Source organism: Plantactinospora sp. A48, from assembly GCF_055793945.1.
In genome coordinates this window covers 14378-30708 of the sequence record NZ_JBTIXF010000076.1, presented here as the reverse complement: position 1 = coordinate 30708, position 16331 = coordinate 14378, and the positions used below count along the sequence as shown (strand labels likewise).

Sequence of the window (16331 nt, the reverse complement as noted above, 5' to 3'; positions counted from 1 at the left end):
TGGTGGGATTTTTTTGGGGGGTGCGGATGGGCGCGCCTTCTCTCCTCCTCTCTGCCCCCCTCACCCCCCTCCTCCCCCCCCCCCCCCCCCCCCCCCCCCCCCGCCCACCTCGCGCTGTCCGTGGAACCCGAACCCACCGGACCGTCGGCCAGCCTGATCCCGCGGCGGGGCGGGATGCGGTTGGGCTGGGTCAGTGGGTGGTTTCGGGGGTCGCGGGCGCGGCGTCGCGGGTGACGCGGCGGACCGTCCAGACCGTGACGACCAGCAGCAGCGCGTACGGCGGGTAGCCCAGGACTATCCGGGCCACGCCGAGGGCGGTGTCCTGGTCGGCCAGGTAGAGGGCGGCCTGCGCGCCGACCTTGAGCACCCAGACCACTCCCCACAGCGCGGTGAGCTGCACGAAGGTCCGCACCAGCCGAGGGTCGTCCCGCCAGTCGGAGCGGCCCTTGGCCACGATCACCGACCACACCCAGCCGACCACGGGCTGGCGTACGGCCGCCGAGAGCAGCAGGGCCGCGCCCACGGCGAGGCCGTACAGGATGCCGGGAAGGTAGAAGTCCCGCGCGTTGCCGGTACGCAGCGCCAGCGCGGCGCCGATCCCGACTCCGATCAGCCCGTTCACGGCGTGCCGGACCGGCCGGCGCTGGGTCAGCCGCACCACCGCGGTCACCACCGCGACGGCCACCGCCGCGATGATCGCCGGCCGCAGCGGACCGATGACGTTGGCCACCACGAAGACCAGCACCGGCACGCTGGACTCGACCATCCCGCGCCAACCGCCGAGCTGGTCGGCCACCTGCTCGGCGAAGCTCGGAAGCTGCTCCTCCGCCTCGTCGTCCGGCGGGGTGTGGGCGATCGGCTGTCGTCCAGTGGTCATCGTGTCATCCGTTCGCGGCTCGGCCCGTCGGTCCGGGGTCAACGGGGCGGCTCCAACTCGTAGTACGGGTTGTAGATGACTTTACGGTCATCCCGTACCGCGAGTCTCCCCCGCGCCACGACCTGCCGGCCGGGTTCGATGCCCGCGATGTGCCGCCGGCCGAGCCAGACGAGCGTCACCACGTCCGTGCCGTCGTACAGGTCGGCCTCCAGAGTCGGCAGGTTCGTCCGCGGGGTGTAGACCACGGTCCGCAACCGCCCCGAGATCGACACCAGCTCCCCGCGTCGGCACACCCCGGCGGGCGTGCCGCCCGTCCGGGCGCTCTCCTGGCGCAGCTCCTGGGCCTCGATCTCGGCCTCACTCGCGGTCAGCCGCTGGAACAAGCGGCGGACCGACACCCGGCTCTCGTCGGTCGCCATGACCTCGACGTCACCCTCTCCCCGGTCGCGCCCGCTGTGGCCGGCGCCGTCTCGGGCCACCGGCGCGGCCGCCCTCGTCCATCAGCGTACGCTCACCCGCCGAACAGCCGACGGGGCCAGCAACGCCGCACCGGACGGCCACCGGAGACGGTGGCCGCCGGCCGGTACGAGCGGAACCTACGCGGAGTCCCGGGGGCGTGGCGACGGGTTCCCACGCCGTGGGTGCTGCTGGCCGTTGACCGCACCGTCGACCGGCGCGGGGGTGCCGGGCTGGGGAGCGCCTTCGGGCGTCTGGTCGGCGATCTCCCGGGGCAGCCGCAGTGGCAGCGCCTCACGGACCGGCCGGGGTTCCTCGCCACGGTCCACGACGAGCCCGTCGAGGATCTCGTCGAGCGGTCCGGCGTCGGACGCGTTCGCCGCCGCACCCTGGTAGAGCGCCCGGACCATCCAGCGCGGCCCGTCGACTCCGACGAAACGCAGCTCGGCCGGGCCCTCGGGGGTGTCCACCCGGGCGAACAGCTCCACGCCGCGGTCGCCCTCCCGCTCGGAGGTCTGCGCGCCCTGGGCCCGGAGTGACTCGCGGATCTCGTCCCGCACCTCGTCCCAGATCCCCTCACTGCGGGGCGCCGCGAAGGCCCCGAGTTGCAGGGCGTTCTCACCGTGGACCAGCACCACCTGCTGGACGGTGCCGTCGGGGTCGGCCTGCACCCGCACCTCGACGTCCGGCACGGCCGGTATCTGGAGGCTGCCCAGATCCAGCCGCTGGACGCCGGTCGGCGCGTCCGATACGTCGTACGGACCGCGGGGCGGCGGGGTGGGTTCCGCCGCGGCGTCGTCCGCCGCCTGGTCCCGTCGCGCGTGCCGCCCGGCGTTGCGGCGCCCCTTCGAGAAGATCACTGTGTCAAACCTTTCGCTCGCGACTGCGGGGCGACCAGGCTGGCGTGCCCGCCGGTCGACCCGTGTCCACCGGTACCCCGGGGGGACGGCGGTAGTTCCTCGACGACGTGGAACCGGGCCCGTTCCACCCGCTGCACGACGAGCTGGGCGATCCGGTCACCCCGGGAGATCCGCGCCGGGCTGGACGCGTCATGGTTGACCAGATTCACCATGATCTCGCCGCGATAGCCGGCGTCGACCGTACCGGGCGCGTTGAGGACCGTCACGCCCAGCCGGGCGGCGAGTCCGGACCGGGGATGGACGAGCCCCACGAAGCCCTCCGGCACGGCGATCGCCACGCCGGTCGGGACCAGCTCCCGGCCGCCGGGCGGCAGCTCGACGTCGCGGGCGGCGACGAGGTCCGCACCGGCGTCACCCGGATGAGCGTACGCGGGCAGCGGCAGCTCCGGATCGAGCTGCCGGACGGATACGGGCACGAACTGGCTCACGGTTCCCTCTTCCTGACCGATGTGGGTCTTATCCTGCCCGGTCGATCCGCCGTTGCCACGTCGAACCCTCGACGTACCGGTACGGGCCGAACCCTCGACGTACCGGTACGGGCCGAATCCTCGACTGCCCGGTGCGGGTCCTGGCAGCCCGGACCGGGCGGGGCCGTACCCTCGGACGGGTGGCTGCCGCTCACCAGTCCCCCGCCGTCCGACCCGACACCGCCGACCACGCGGAACGGCTGACCCTGCCCTGGTGGCTGTGGCTGGGCGCCGGTCTGGTCACCGTCCTGTTGGCCGCCGAGGTCTGGCTCGGTGGCCGGGGAACCCGCGCCTGGCTGCCGTTCGTCGTGCTGCTGCCACTGGCCGCCGTCGGGCTCTGGTGGCTCGGCCGGATCCGGGTCGCCGTGTCCGACGGGACCCTGTTCGTCGACGACGCGCGACTGCCGGTCCGGTACGTCGCCGACGCCATCGCGCTGGACGCCGCCGGCCGGCGGGAGGTGCTGGGTGTCGGGTCCGACCCGCTGGCCTTCGTGGTTCAGCGACCGTGGATCGGCGGCGCGGTGCAGGTGGTGCTCGACGATCCGGACGACCCGACCCCGTACTGGGTGGTCAGTTCCCGGGATCCGGTCCGGTTGGCCGGGGCGGTCCTCGCCGCCCGCGACGCCGCCGGCCCGGCCTGACCCGATCCTCTTCGACCGGCCCGCCGGGACGCCCGGCGCGCCCACGGACCTGCGGTCCGATCCCGGCGTCCCGGTCGACGGTCAGTCCGGGTCGGTTCCCTCGATCGCCGGCCGGTCGGGCCGGGTGACGCGGCGGCGCGACCGCAGGTCGTCACGGATCCGCTCGCCCAGGCCCCGGGTGACCCGCCGGTTGAGGTAGCTGGCCACGACCGCTCCGGTCAGGAACGGACCGAGCGTGGTCAGGTTGCGGCCGAACCGGCGCAGCAGCCGCTCGCGTAGTTCCCGGCGGGCCGCCGTGCCCAGGACCGCGCCGACCCCGACGCCGGGCATCATCGGGTTGACCCCGCGCTGGCTGGACCAGGAGTGGATCAGGCCGATCGCGCGCTGGCCGCCGCTGCCCGGGACGGGTACGCCGTAGATTTCGTGCAACTCACCGACGAGCTTCAGCTCGATGGCCACCACGGTCACCGTCTCGGCGGCCAGCAGGACCGGCGCCGAGAGCAGGGTGGGGGTCACGGCCCACTCGACCGCCGCCACACCGCCGCCGGCCGCGCCCACCCCGGCGGTGGCCCGGGCCGCGTTGCGGATCAGCCGGTCGGCCAGTTCGTCGTCCGGCAGGCCTGGAAAGTGCCGACGCAGGGTGTCCAGGTCCCGGACCGGGATGTGCGGCGCGACATCGCTGACGGCCTCGGTGATCCATCCGATGGCGGCGCGCGGCTTGAACAGCTCACCCACCCGGCGGGTCCGGATCTGCCCGACGAGCCGGCCCAACAGCCGGCGTCGTTGGGCCGGCTCGATGTCGTCGGCGGTCAGCGCGGCCACCGTCGCGTCCAGCCCCTCGTCCGTACGCACCACCTCGGACTCCGGCGTCGGTGCTCCGGGGACGGACGTCGGCTGTTCGGACCCGTTCCGCGTCGGGTCCTCGTCTCGTTCGCTCATGCCGGCTCCTCGTTCCGCTCGGCGCCGGATGGAGGTTCAACCGCGCCGAACTCGTCGATTCGCTCGCCCATGCCGGCTCCCTGTCGCGCCACGGATCCCGCCCGCTGGGCCACCGGGCCCAGCGGACCTTGTCTGCTTCGAGTCAAGCAGCAGAACGGGTACCCCGCACGCCGAGCCGACGACGACCGCCGGCGGTCGGTTCGTTCCGGCGGTCGGCTCGTCCCGGCGGTCGGCCACGGCCGGCCGCCGGAACCGGCGTCAGGTGGTCAGACGCATTCGCGGCAGATGAGGTCCCCGTTCCGCTCTGTCGCCAGCTGGCTGCGGTGGTGGACGAGGAAGCAGCGGGCACAGCGGAACTCGTCCTGCTGCATCGGCAGCACCTTGACCGTGAGTTCCTCGTCGGCCAGGTCGGCGCCGGGCAGCTCGAAGCTCTCCGCGACCTCGGCCTCGTCGACGTCAACGGCGCCCGACTGTGAGTCGACCCGCCGGGCCTTGAGCTCCTCCAGGCTGTCCTCGCCCAGGTCGACCTCGTCTCGACGCGGGGCGTCGTAGTCGGTGGCCATCGGTTTCACTCTCCCATGTCGATATAGTCGCTGCCGGTTGTAACGCCGGACGACAGTGTTTCGGTTCCCGCTGGCCGGTCAACTTTTCGACCAACCACGTCCCGGCACTCCGGCCGGGCCGCGGTGGCCACGAAGAGACCCCGGGCGAGCGCGGTACCTTACCCCCCTGTGGGCGAGGCATGTATACCGCTCTCATCCCACGCATGTACGCCCGAGGGCCAGAAGTTGTTCCCAATGTGACTCAGGCGACACGAAGATAGGCGTGGTAGCGGAAGGATCAACGTTGCCGCGCCGGATCAGACGCGGTTTCCACGCAGCGGCGGACAACCGCTAGCCTCAGCGGGATACTCGATGCCGGCCGTGGCGACGCGCGCCGGCCGGTCGTCGCCGGACAAATCTCGGGGAGCCAACCGGATGAGCTTTGCGCGGGTGCGGGCACTCGTCATCGTGGGGGCGCTGCTGATGCTCGCCCTGGTCTTCATCGTCGTCGCGTTGGTGCGGGACACCCAGGCCGGCGGGGGACTGGCGGGCGGCTGCGAGCCGGGCCAGGTCGCGGTCAACGTCGAGCTGCCGGACAACAAGGACGTCAAGATCAACGTCTACAACGGTACGCAGACGCAGGGTCTCGCGGAGATCGTCGGGACCGACTTCGCCAACCGTAAGTTCGCGGTGCTGAAGAAGGCCAACGACCCGTTGCACAAGAAGATCGACGATGTCGCGGTGATCCGCTACGGCCCGGACGGTGTCGGTTCGGCCCACCTGCTGAAGGCGTACTTCCTCGGCGAGTCCGCCGAGGAGTTCGACCCCAAGCGCAAGGGCCCCGCCGTGGACGTGGTGATCGGCGACAGGTTCCAGCAGCTGGCCACCACGACCGAGGTCAACCAGTCGCTCGCCGCCCTCGGCTCGCCCTCGCTGCCGCCCGGCACCTGCATCCGTACCGGCAAGCAGTGACCCGCCGCTGACCGGCGGTCCGCCCTGAGGTTCCGGATCCACCGCCGGTCAGTCCCGGATCCACCGCCGGTCAGTCCGGGACCCACCGCCGGTCGCGGTCGGTCGGTCCCGGACGCACCGCCGGTCGATACCGGTCGCGGTCGGTCCCGGACGCACCGCCGGTCGGTGCCGGTGGCGGTCGGGCCGGGGCGGTCGCCGATCAGACCGGGGCGGTCGCGGTCAGGGGCCGCCGGCGGCGTCCAGGTCGGCCAGCCGTTCGTGCAGCGGGCCGAACAGCGCGGGCGGTGCCGCGATCACCAGATCCGGCCCGGCCGGCGCACCGGTCAGACCGGCCACCCGCAGGCCCGCCTCCCGGGCGATCAGACCGCCGGCCGCGAGGTCCCAGGCCTGCAACCCCTTCTCGTAGTACGCGTCGACCACGCCCTCGGCGGCCAGGCAGAGATCGAGGGCAGCCGCCCCGAACCGCCGGATGTCCCGGACCTCGGTGATCAACCCGGCCAGCACCGCCGCCTGGTGCGCCCGCCGGGCCGGGTCGTAGCCGAATCCGGTGGCGACCAGGCTCTGGCTCAGGTCGGTCTCGGTCGAGCCGCTCAGCCGCCGTCCGGACCGGTACGCGCCGCCGCCCAGCGTCGCGGTCCACTCGTCACCGGTGGCGCCGTTGCGGACCACCCCGGCGAGCACCGTCCCGTCCACCTCGGCGGCCAGCGAGACGGCGTACTGCGGCAGGCCGTACAGGTAGTTCACCGTGCCGTCGATGGGGTCGACGATCCAGCGCACCACGCCGGTACCGGCGGTGGTCCCCGGACCGGCCGGCTCGCCGGCGCCGAACTCCTCGCCGAGCACCCGGTCGCCCGGACGGAGCCGGCGGATCGCCTCGACGACCTCGCGTTCGACGGCCCGGTCGGCGGCCGTCACCACGTCGGTCGCCGTGCTCTTGGTGGCCACCTGGGCGACCCCTTCGGCCCGCATCCGGCTCGCGGTCCCGGCCGCCTGTCGGGCGACCGTCACGGCGATGTCGAGCAGTTCGTCGGGGCCTGGTCCCGTGCCCGGCATGTATACCTCTCTTCGCTCGGATGCGGCGCGTCGCGGCGCCGCCGGGTAACATCCTTTCAAAATCCACATATCCACGACGACGGCGGCCCCGTCGCCGCCGTTGCGGCGTGCGGCTCGGCAATCCTGCCCGGGACGGCGTTACAATTCACCCCTACCCACGTGCCACGAACCGCCGACGATCGGCCGGGGCGTGTCGCGGGGGCCCTCAACCACATCGGTCAGACCCGGTCGCTCTGCGCCCTGCTGGCCGAACCCGGCCGTGCTCGTTTTCGCCTCCGGAAGGTCATTCGTGACAGATCCACGCCAGACCGGCGCCGATGTCCGATCGCTCACCGACACCCTGATCGCTCACGCGCAGAACGCCGGCGGCCAGCTGACCTCGGCCGAGCTCGCGCGTACGGTCGAGTCCGCTGAGGTGACCCCGGCCCAGGCCAAGAAGATCCTGCGCGCCCTCTCCGACGCCGGGGTGACGGTGGTCGTCGACGGCTCGGCGAGCACCCGCCGGCCCCGGGTCGCGGCCGCCCGCTCGGCGACCCCCGCTTCCCGGGTGACCACCGCCAAGGCCACCAAGAAAGCCGCGCCCGCCCCCACTCCCGCCCCGAAGCAGGCGGCAGCCGCCGAGGAGGCCGCGACGCCGGCCCGGAAGGCGGCCCGCCGGACGGCTGCCGACGGCGCGGCCCCGACGGCCACCGCCGAGGCCCCGGCCAAGCCGAAGCCCGGCCCCCGCGCGGCGAAGCAGGCGACGGCCGCCACCAAGACCAGGGCGACCAAGAGCGCCAAGCCCGGCGAGGGTCCGGCCGGCGAGGGTGAGGTCGATCCGGAGGAGTTGGCCGCCGAGATCGAGGACGTGGTGGTCGACGAGCCCGTCGAGCTGGCTCAGGCCGCCGCCGCCGACGCGGCCGAGGCGGCGACCGACAACGACTTCGAGTGGGACGACGAGGAGTCCGAGGCGCTCAAGCAGGCCCGACGGGATGCCGAGCTGACCGCGTCGGCCGACTCGGTCCGGGCGTATCTCAAGCAGATCGGCAAGGTGCCGCTGCTGAACGCCGAGCAGGAGGTCGAGCTCGCCAAGCGGATCGAGGCCGGCCTGTACGCCGCCGAGCGGCTGCGCGCCGCCGACGAGGGCGAGGAGAAGATGGTCCGGGACATGGTCCGGGACCTGCTGTGGATCTCCCGGGACGGTGAGCGGGCCAAGAACCACCTGCTGGAGGCGAACCTGCGGCTGGTGGTCAGCCTGGCCAAGCGGTACACGGGCCGCGGGATGGCCTTCCTCGACCTGATCCAGGAGGGCAACCTCGGCCTGATCCGCGCGGTCGAGAAGTTCGACTACACCAAGGGCTACAAGTTCTCCACCTACGCCACCTGGTGGATCCGCCAGGCCATCACCCGGGCCATGGCCGACCAGGCCCGCACCATCCGCATCCCCGTACACATGGTCGAGGTGATCAACAAGCTCGGCCGGATCCAACGGGAGCTGCTCCAGGACCTGGGCCGCGAGCCCACGCCGGAGGAGCTGGCGAAGGAGATGGACATCACCCCGGAGAAGGTGCTGGAGATCCAGCAGTACGCTCGGGAGCCCATCTCGCTGGACCAGACCATCGGTGATGAGGGTGACAGCCAGCTCGGTGACTTCATCGAGGACTCCGAGGCGGTCGTCGCGGTCGACGCGGTGTCGTTCTCGCTCCTGCAGGACCAGCTCCAGCAGGTGCTGCAGACGCTGTCCGAGCGGGAGGCCGGCGTGGTCCGACTCCGTTTCGGGCTCACCGACGGCCAGCCGCGCACGCTCGACGAGATCGGCCAGGTCTACGGGGTGACCCGCGAGCGGATCCGGCAGATCGAGTCCAAGACCATGTCGAAGCTGCGTCACCCGTCCCGGTCCCAGGTGTTGCGCGACTACCTTGACTGATCCATCCACCGGCCGTGTTGATACCCTCACCGCTCGTATGTGTTCCCAAGGTGATCGGCCAGTTGACCGCTCGTGATCGTTGACGGATACCCGGGGGTGCCCTGCACACTGTCGGGTACGACGTGTGACCTCGGTCCCCCGCGGGCACACTGGGAAGACCGCAGCCCCTGCGGGTGTTGGACGATAGGTGAGCAACAAGGAATGTGTTCATCGGTGACGACCAGAGGAGGAAGGCGATGACCCCGACTCTCACGCCGCCGCCCGAAACGGTGGCTCCCCCAGCCGCCGATGAACGGTGCGACCGCTGCAACGCTGCCGGCAAGCTCCGTATCACCCTGGCGGGCGGGAGCGAGCTGGTGTTCTGTGGGCATCACGCGAACAAGTACGCGGAGGATCTCGTGAAGATCACCGTTCGGTTCGCGACGGACCCGGAGTTCACCTGGCGCGGTGCAGAGATGATGGCGAACTGACCAGCGATCCAACATAGTCGACCGGAGGCACCCCGAGTGGGTGCCTCCGGTCGACTTGTCTTTCGGGCTGTTTCTTTGACCGGCCTGTCGTCGACGGTCGAGGCTAGGGGCCGTTTTCGGCCATTTGTCCGGCATTGGGCCAGACCGGCGGTAACGCGAAATTGTGCGGATCGAGTGCCGTTCAGAGCGTCTGTACGGTGGCGATCCGCTCTTCGAGTTGTTCGATCGTCGCCTGGGCGCTGGGCGGCCCCCCGCAGAGCCGCCGCAACTCGGCGTGAATCTTGCCGTGCGGCAACCCCGTCCGATGGTGGTGCGCGGCCACCAGCGTGTTCAGCTGGCGGCGCAGCGCCACCCGACGCTGCGCGGCACTCATCGGCGCCGCGGCCGGTGGCGGCACCGCCGGTTGTCCCGCCCGGTCCCGTCGCTGGGCGGCCAGCTGCTCGGCCTGGCGCCGGTTCAGCAGCACGGCGACCTGATCGGCGGTCAGCAGACCGGGCAGGCCGAGATATTCCTCCTCCTCGGGGGTGCCGGCCTGGGCGGCGGTCCCGAACGAGGCACCGTCGAAGATCACCTGATCGAGTTCGGCCGTGGCCGACAGCGCCTCGAAGCGCTGCTCCAGCTCGCCGCTGGCCTTCTCGTCCCGCTGGGCCCGTTCCAGCAGGCTGTCGTCCAGGCCGTCCTCGGAACTCTTGGGCCTGCCGAGCACGTGGTCCCGCTGGGCCTCCATCTCGCTGGCCAGTCCGAGCAGGTGGGGGACGCTGGGCAGGAAGACGGAGGCGGTCTCGCCGGGCTGGCGGGCCCGGACGAACCGACCGATGGCCTGGGCGAAATACAGCGGCGTGGAGGCACTCGTGGCGTAGACGCCGACGGCCAGCCGAGGGATGTCGACGCCCTCGGAGACCATCCGGACGGCGACCAGCCACCGCTCGTCGGAGGCGGCGAACGCGGCGATCCGGGCGGACGACCCGGCGTCGTCGGAAAGCACCACCACCGGCCGCTGTCCGGTGAGCTTGTCAATCAGCTTGGCGTACGCCCGGGCTGCCGTCTGATCGCTGGCGATCACCAACCCGCCGGCATCGGCCATCCCACCGGCCCGCTTGGCCTGTAGGCGCGCGTCCGCGGCCCGCAGCACCTGCGGCATCCACTCCCCCGCCGGATCCAGCGCCGTCCGCCACGCCTGGCCGACGAGGTCCTTGGTCATCGGCTCGCCCAACCGGGCGGCCAGCTCGTCACCGGCCCGGGTACGCCAGCGGGTCTCACCCGAGTAGGCGAGGAAGATCACCGGCCGGACGACGCCGTCCTGGAGGGCGTCGGAGTAGCCGTACACCGAATCGGCCCGGGATCGCAGCAGTCCGTCGTCGCCGCGCTCGTACTCGACGAACGGGATGGGATTCTCATCCGACCGGAACGGAGTTCCGGTGAGCATCAACCGGCGTACCGCGGGCTCGAAGGCGGCCTTCACGCCGTCACCCCAGCTACGGGAGTCACCGGCGTGGTGGATCTCGTCCAGGATCACCAGCGTCCGCCGGGTCATGGTGCGCCGCCGGTGCACCTGCGGGGCCATGCCAACCTGGGCGTACGTGACCACCGCGCCGTGGAAGTCCGCCGAGGAGCGCAGGTCGGAGTTGCGGAACGCATCGTCGAGCTGGATCCCCACCCGTGCCGCCGCCAGCGACCACTGGGTCTTGAGGTGCTCCGTCGGGGCCACCACGGTGACCGCCTCGACGGTGCCGTCGGCGAGCAGTTCCGCGGCGATCCGCAACGCGAAGGTCGTCTTGCCGGCGCCCGGCGTCGCGACGGCGGTGTAGTCCGGCGAGCGGCGCCGCAGATACTGCACGAGGGCCTTACGCTGCCAGGCCCGCAGGGCCGGGAAGGTTTCCGTCGAGACTGGTCCGGCGACCAAACGAGACGCTCCTTATCCCCGGCGGCGCGACCGACGGCGGCAACCGGCGGCTGGCCTGCTGATCACGAAAACGCCCTCGCGACCGGGCGAGGCGCGAAGGCCGTCCCAGCATAACCAGCCGGCTTCGCGGGCCCCACGCGACACAGCAGTCACGCGGATCACGCCGGGCCGCCGTCCCCGAGCGCCGTCGGATCAGCCGGTTCGGATGGTCGTCGGCCGGCCGGTGGCCCCCCTGGGGTGGAGGCCGGATCAGCCGACCCGGGTGGTCACCGGACGGTCCGTGGCGACCGGGGCCGACCACCGGCGGCGCAGGGCGATCAGCCGTACGCCGAAGACGAGCGTCGCGGCACCCACCAGCGGCAGGGATCCGGCGGCGCCCAGCCGGTCGGCCGCGGCGACCGCCACCGCGCCGGCGAGGGAGGCCACCGCGTAGATCTCCCGGCGCAACACCACGGGGATCTCGCCGGTCAGCAGGTCCCGGCCGAGGCCGCCCCCGATGCCGGTGAGCATGCCGATCAGACCGGCGCCCACGGCCGGGACGCCGGCGGCGAGGGCGGCGGCGGTCCCGGTGACCGTGAACAGCCCGAGACCGGCGGCATCCAGCACGAGCACCGTGGTACGCAGCCGGCTCACCTGAGGGTGGAGCCAGAAGACCGCACCGGCGGCGATCACCGCCGTGCCCGGGTAACGCCAGTCGGCGAACGCCAGCGGCAGCGGCTTGTCGATCACCAGATCCCGGATGATGCCGCCGCCGAGGGCGGCCACGAAACCGACGAAGACCACGCCGAACAGGTCGAGCCGCTTCGCCACCCCGGCCGAGGCACCGGACGCGGCGAACACGGCCACCCCGGTCAGGTCGGCGATCAGCAGGACGGTGGAGGTGTGCACCACAGGGGGACGGGGCGCCAGCGACTACTCGCCCGACTCCGCCTTCGGGTCGTCGTAGAAGCGGTTGTCGTCCTCGAAGATCTCCTTGCACTCCGGGCACACCGGGAACCGGCTCGGATCGCGCGAGGGCACCCAGACCTTGCCGCAGAGGGCCTTCACCGGAGTGCCGAGGACCATCGCCTCGGTGATCTTGTCTCGCTCGGCGTAGTGCGACAACCGCTCATGGTCACCGTGCTCGAGGGGCCGCTCGACGGGACGCTCGAGGATGGTGCCGCTGGTTTCCGGAACGACGGGTGAGGTCACGTCGCATATTCTGCCAGGCAGTCGGGGGTACTGCACAGCGCGTTCCGGGCGGTCGGGGTGGCCTGTTGGGCCAGGCGATCCGACCCGCGACGCGGGTCCCGCCGAACGGACCAGCCGTGTCGACCGCGCCGGTTCAGGGTTCGACGTCGATGGTGCGGTGCGGACCCTCATCGGCGGTGAGGCTCGTCACCGGCGCCTCTTCCGGTTGGGCACCGCGGCGCAGCCGGTTGCCCAGCCGGTGCTCCTCGCGGGGCGGCCGGTCGTTGGCCAACAGGACGGCCAGCCACGGAATGAGCACCATCCCGACCAGGCAGAGCGGCAGCCACAGCCACAGCATGGGCGCCTTGAAGTTGATCAGCACGGCTCCGACGACGAGACAGAGCGCCCGGATCGACATCATCACCACATACCGCACCTGCCGGCTGTGGAGCTGGTCGCCCTGGCTCCGGCTGGCATCGGTGATGAGTATCGGGCGGGTTGCTGGATGCTTCACCACGCGGTCCTCCTCGGGGGCTCGTCCATCCTCCCACCTTCGGCCCATCCCCGACCACGGGCACGAGGAAGGCCCCTGTTCATCTCCCCCACCCCCCGCTGCGGCATTCGCGACCGGTCCAGGTCCGGATCCGGGCCCCGAACCTGGAGCAGCCCAGCACCCACGATCCACCCTCGGTGGTACGCCACCGACCTCAGCGCTGCCGGATGAGGTCGCTGGCGTACCACCCACGGGCGGAGGTCGCGAGCCTCCGGCGAGACGGCACGGAAGGCACGGCACGACCGTCCAGCGCCGGCGCGGGCGATGGACGGTCGGGGTTCGCCGAGCGGGTCGGATCGGGCCAGTGACAGGTCGGACCGGGCCGGCGGCCCTGGCCAGGCCGGGCCGGGCCGGGCCGGGCCGGCGACAGGTCAGGCCGGGCGGGCGGCCTTGGCCGCCGCCTTCAACTGCTGCTTGTACGCGCGCACCCGGGCCAGCGAGTCCGCGTCGGTGATATCGGCGACCGACCGGTACGCATCCGCCTCGCCGTACGCCCCGGCCGCCTCCCGCCAGCCTTCCGGGCACACGTCGAACCGCTTACCGAGCAGGGCCAGGAAGATCTGCGCCTTCTGCCGGCCGAACCCCGGCAGCGCGCCGATCCGGGCCAGCAGTTCGTGCCCGGTCCGCACCCCGGTCCAGAGCCCCGCGGCGTCCCCGTCGTACCGCTCCACCAGCACCCGGCACACCTGCTGCACCCGCTCGGCCATCGCCTTGGGGAACCGGTGCAGGGCCGGCGGGGTCGCGAACAGTGTCACCAACGCCTCCGGGTCGTAGCCGGCCAGTTCCCCGGCCGTGGGTTCATGCCCGAGCCGCTGGGTCAGCACGTACGGCGACGAGAACGCCTTCTCCAGCGGGATCTGCTGGTCGAGGACCATGCCGAGGACAAGGGCCAGAGCGTTCCGGTTGAGAAGTTCGTTCGCCGCGGGATCGATCGGCAGGGAGAGCGCCATGCCGTCCATCCTGGCACCCGGCCGGGCCCACCCGTGGCCACACTCGCCCACCCCGGGCCGACGACCGATGAACGGCGCGAGTCATGGTGGATGAGAAGCTCCCGGGTGACCCCCACCGGCGGTCACGAAATCTGCCCCTCTCCGATGCGCGCAACCGGTTTCCCAGGTTCGCCCGGATCCCTGGCCAAGCATTAGTTTGACAATTGCGCGACGCGGTCCCGTCGACGGGACTTCGGCTCCGGAAATGCGCTCGTGAACCGGCCGGCACCGATTGCCCGAAGGGTTCACGCGGGCCTCACTCGTGCTCGACGGATCCGGCAAACGGTAATCGTCGAGGCACCGACGGTAGTCGGCGGACGGACAGAATCGGCGGGCCTCCGCGCGGAAGAAACGTACCGATTGATCGGTCGCGGTGAGTCCCGAAGCCGGCACGTCTACACCCTCCGGCGCCGGGTGCACCCTCGCCGCCCGGTACGTGGGTTGCGGCGCGCAGTCTGCGATTCGGACGAACGGTGAATGCATCTTGCACAACGCAAAAGCAATTCTCAATTATCGTCAGGAACGGGATACAGCTCTCGGTAATAAAATAGACATTGTGCGGCCGGCCATTGTCTCGCATTCTGTATACAGCGACGGACAACGGCCGGGAACGCCTGCCGGCGCGAATCAACGGGGGAGGAACGGTGACCCGCAGACCAGAACTGTCGGAGTTCGCCCGGCTCGCCATCGAGTTGGCGGCTCGGCACCGGCCACGGTGGGTTCGGAAGGGCCTCTATCTCCGCCGCCGGTGCTCGTGCGGTAATCCACTGCCCTGCCGCCAACTGACCATGTTGCCCACCGACCGGTCGTTCGGGCCGGTCGAGGACCGGGTCCCGGACAACCACCCCGGCTGAGCCGGCCCGACGCCAACCCGCCAGGTGCCCGGCCCGAAACCGGCCCGCCCGGTGCCCGGCCCGAAACCGGCCCGCCGGGCGCTACCGGAAATCGGTGGGTGCCGGCGGCCGGCCGGACCGGGCGAGGCAGGATGTCCGGGTGGACGAGATGCTGCTCTCCCCCGCCGGTGTCGACCAGCTTCGTACGGCGCTGAGCACGGCGGGATACACGTCGGACGGTATCGCCGGGCGGCTCGGCCCACGGGCAACCGGCGACATGGCCCGCAACGACCTGCGAGCGGCCCTGCGCGGCACCGAGGAACGGGATCCACTGGCCACGCTGATCCGGCTGTTCCTGTGCGCGCGTACCGAATCCGAGGCCGCAGTGGCCGCCGCGCTGGCCCCGCTGCCGCTGGCCGACGCGGTCGCGGCCGGGCTCGTCGAACGGCACGGCGCCGGCCTGCGCCAGGGCGTCGATCTGGAACCGTACGCCCAGGACTGGTGGGTGATCTCCGACGTGCCAGCCAGTGCCCGACCCGGCCAGCCGCTCGCGGCCGAGCACGTGCTCGGGGTCGGCGGCGCGACCAACACCCTGATCGGGGCCACGATCCGCCGGCCGGTCGGCACCGCACTGGACCTGGGCACCGGCTCCGGGGTGCAGGCGCTGCACCTGTCCACCCACGCCGGTGCGGTGACCGCCACCGACCTGTCGCCACGGGCACTGCGCTTCGCCGCCACCACGGCCGCGCTCAACGGCCAACGCTGGGAACTGTTGCGCGGCGACCTGGTCGAGCCGGTGGCCGGGCGGCGGTTCGACCTCGTGGTCAGCAACCCGCCGTTCGTGGTCGGACCCGGCACCACCACGCACAGCTACCGCGACTCCGGCCGGGTCGGCGACGGCGTCGCCGCCGAACTCGCCGCCGCCGCGCCGGACCTGCTCACCGAGAACGGCACCATGCAGTACCTCGCCAACTGGGTCCACGTCGCCGGCGAGGACTGGGCCGACCGGGTCGCCGGCTGGGTCGCCGGCACCGGGCTGGACGCCTGGGTGATCCAGCGGGAGGTGGCCGACCCCATGGCGTACGTCAACCTGTGGCTGTCCGACGCCAGCGAGGCGGCTGACCCGGACCGGGCGGATTCCTGGTTGGACTGGTTCGACGCGCACAAGGTGACGGCGATCGGCTTCGGGCTCATCACCCTGCGCCGCGCCGGGCGGGCCGATCCCGTGGTCCGGATCGAGGACCTGCGGCAGTCCGTCGAACCACCGATGGGCGACCAGATCGCGGCCTGGTTCGACCGGCAGGACTGGCTGGCCACGCACTCCACCGCCGAACTGCTGGCCGCCCGCTACCGGCTCGCCGAGGGCGTGCGGCTGGATCAGGAGGCCACCATGGGCGACGAGGGCTGGGCGGTGGACCGGCAGGTCCTCACCATGTCCCGTGGGCTGCGCTGGTCCGAGGAGGTCGATCCGCTGGTGCTGGCGCTCGTGGGCGGCTGTGACGGCCGGGTGGCGCTGAGCGAGCAGCTCGCGCTGCTGGCCGCGGCGCACGACGTACCGGAAAGTGATCTTGCGGACGCGGCCGGGCCCATCGTCGCGCACCTGGTGGAGCGCGGCCTGATCCTCCCGGTGGGCTGAGCCG

Annotated in this window: 18 protein-coding genes; 6 read left to right on the top strand and 12 right to left on the bottom strand. The window is 72.0% G+C overall.

Annotated features, from left to right (window positions below; all coding sequences use genetic code 11):
- Positions 1 to 190 precede the first annotated feature (190 nt).
- The 4 genes from ACXN5W_RS26875 to dut all read right to left on the bottom strand — a co-directional run bounded on the left by ACXN5W_RS26875 (position 191) and on the right by dut (position 2681).
- Complete coding sequence (locus tag ACXN5W_RS26875) at positions 191 to 877, bottom strand: DUF3159 domain-containing protein (protein ID WP_473161174.1); 687 nt, start codon at positions 875 to 877, stop codon at positions 191 to 193.
- A 38-nt stretch (positions 878 to 915) separates the two neighbouring features.
- Positions 916 to 1296, bottom strand: a complete 381-nt coding sequence (locus ACXN5W_RS26870) for an OB-fold nucleic acid binding domain-containing protein (protein ID WP_473161173.1) — start codon at positions 1294 to 1296, stop codon at positions 916 to 918.
- Between the two features lie 177 nt (positions 1297 to 1473).
- Positions 1474 to 2193, bottom strand: coding sequence for a DUF3710 domain-containing protein (locus ACXN5W_RS26865; RefSeq protein ID WP_473161172.1), 720 nt, complete (start codon positions 2191 to 2193; stop codon positions 1474 to 1476).
- Entirely contained in the window at positions 2190 to 2681 is a 492-nt protein-coding gene (gene dut / locus ACXN5W_RS26860; RefSeq protein WP_473161171.1) for a dUTP diphosphatase, read from the bottom strand. The genes ACXN5W_RS26865 and dut overlap by 4 nt, the downstream gene beginning before the upstream one ends.
- Positions 2682 to 2860: 179 nt before the next feature.
- Here dut and ACXN5W_RS26855 point away from each other — a divergent pair, with 179 nt between their 5' ends.
- Positions 2861 to 3361 (top strand): DUF3093 domain-containing protein, encoded by a 501-nt coding sequence (locus ACXN5W_RS26855; RefSeq protein ID WP_473161170.1) that lies wholly within the window; start codon positions 2861 to 2863, stop codon positions 3359 to 3361.
- A gap of 81 nt (positions 3362 to 3442) precedes the next feature.
- On the opposite strand, the gene ACXN5W_RS26850 is transcribed toward ACXN5W_RS26855, so the two are convergent.
- A complete protein-coding gene (locus tag ACXN5W_RS26850) occupies positions 3443 to 4300 on the bottom strand; it encodes a hypothetical protein (RefSeq protein ID WP_473161169.1) in 858 nt (285 codons plus the stop codon).
- Between the two features lie 266 nt (positions 4301 to 4566).
- Positions 4567 to 4863, bottom strand: a complete 297-nt coding sequence (locus ACXN5W_RS26845; RefSeq protein WP_281598899.1) for a DUF4193 domain-containing protein — start codon at positions 4861 to 4863, stop codon at positions 4567 to 4569.
- A 414-nt stretch (positions 4864 to 5277) separates the two neighbouring features.
- Between ACXN5W_RS26845 and ACXN5W_RS26840 the strand changes: the two genes are divergently transcribed.
- Positions 5278 to 5814, top strand: a complete 537-nt coding sequence (locus ACXN5W_RS26840; RefSeq protein WP_473161168.1) for a LytR C-terminal domain-containing protein — start codon at positions 5278 to 5280, stop codon at positions 5812 to 5814.
- 219 nt (positions 5815 to 6033) lie between these two features.
- Here the strand turns inward: ACXN5W_RS26840 and ACXN5W_RS26835 are convergent, their stop codons facing one another.
- Entirely contained in the window at positions 6034 to 6867 is an 834-nt protein-coding gene (locus tag ACXN5W_RS26835; RefSeq protein ID WP_473161167.1) for an inositol monophosphatase family protein, read from the bottom strand.
- Between the two features lie 289 nt (positions 6868 to 7156).
- On the opposite strand from ACXN5W_RS26835, the gene ACXN5W_RS26830 reads away from it, so the two are divergent.
- A complete protein-coding gene (locus tag ACXN5W_RS26830; RefSeq protein WP_473161166.1) occupies positions 7157 to 8773 on the top strand; it encodes an RNA polymerase sigma factor in 1617 nt (538 codons plus the stop codon).
- Positions 8774 to 9009: 236 nt separating this feature from the next.
- Positions 9010 to 9243: a DUF7455 domain-containing protein gene (locus ACXN5W_RS26825; RefSeq protein ID WP_473161165.1), complete on the top strand. Its 234-nt coding sequence runs from the start codon at positions 9010 to 9012 to the stop codon at positions 9241 to 9243.
- Between the two features lie 181 nt (positions 9244 to 9424).
- On the opposite strand, the gene ACXN5W_RS26820 is transcribed toward ACXN5W_RS26825, so the two are convergent.
- The 5 genes from ACXN5W_RS26820 to ACXN5W_RS26800 form a co-directional block, all read right to left on the bottom strand.
- Entirely contained in the window at positions 9425 to 11146 is a 1722-nt protein-coding gene (locus ACXN5W_RS26820) for a DEAD/DEAH box helicase (protein ID WP_473161164.1), read from the bottom strand.
- 249 nt (positions 11147 to 11395) lie between these two features.
- A complete protein-coding gene (locus ACXN5W_RS26815; protein WP_473161178.1) occupies positions 11396 to 12034 on the bottom strand; it encodes a trimeric intracellular cation channel family protein in 639 nt (212 codons plus the stop codon).
- Between the two features lie 24 nt (positions 12035 to 12058).
- Complete coding sequence (locus ACXN5W_RS26810) at positions 12059 to 12337, bottom strand: DUF3039 domain-containing protein (protein ID WP_473161163.1); 279 nt, start codon at positions 12335 to 12337, stop codon at positions 12059 to 12061.
- Between the two features lie 133 nt (positions 12338 to 12470).
- Positions 12471 to 12830 carry a DUF3099 domain-containing protein gene (locus ACXN5W_RS26805; protein WP_473161177.1) on the bottom strand — a complete coding sequence of 120 codons (360 nt, stop codon included), beginning with the start codon at positions 12828 to 12830 and terminating at the stop codon, positions 12471 to 12473.
- A 410-nt stretch (positions 12831 to 13240) separates the two neighbouring features.
- A complete protein-coding gene (locus ACXN5W_RS26800) occupies positions 13241 to 13819 on the bottom strand; it encodes an HhH-GPD-type base excision DNA repair protein (RefSeq protein ID WP_473161162.1) in 579 nt (192 codons plus the stop codon).
- Between the two features lie 683 nt (positions 13820 to 14502).
- Here ACXN5W_RS26800 and ACXN5W_RS26795 point away from each other — a divergent pair.
- Entirely contained in the window at positions 14503 to 14712 is a 210-nt protein-coding gene (locus ACXN5W_RS26795; protein WP_473161161.1) for a hypothetical protein, read from the top strand.
- A 148-nt stretch (positions 14713 to 14860) separates the two neighbouring features.
- Positions 14861 to 16327: a DUF7782 domain-containing protein gene (locus ACXN5W_RS26790; RefSeq protein ID WP_473161176.1), complete on the top strand. Its 1467-nt coding sequence runs from the start codon at positions 14861 to 14863 to the stop codon at positions 16325 to 16327.
- Positions 16328 to 16331: the final 4 nt, after the last annotated feature.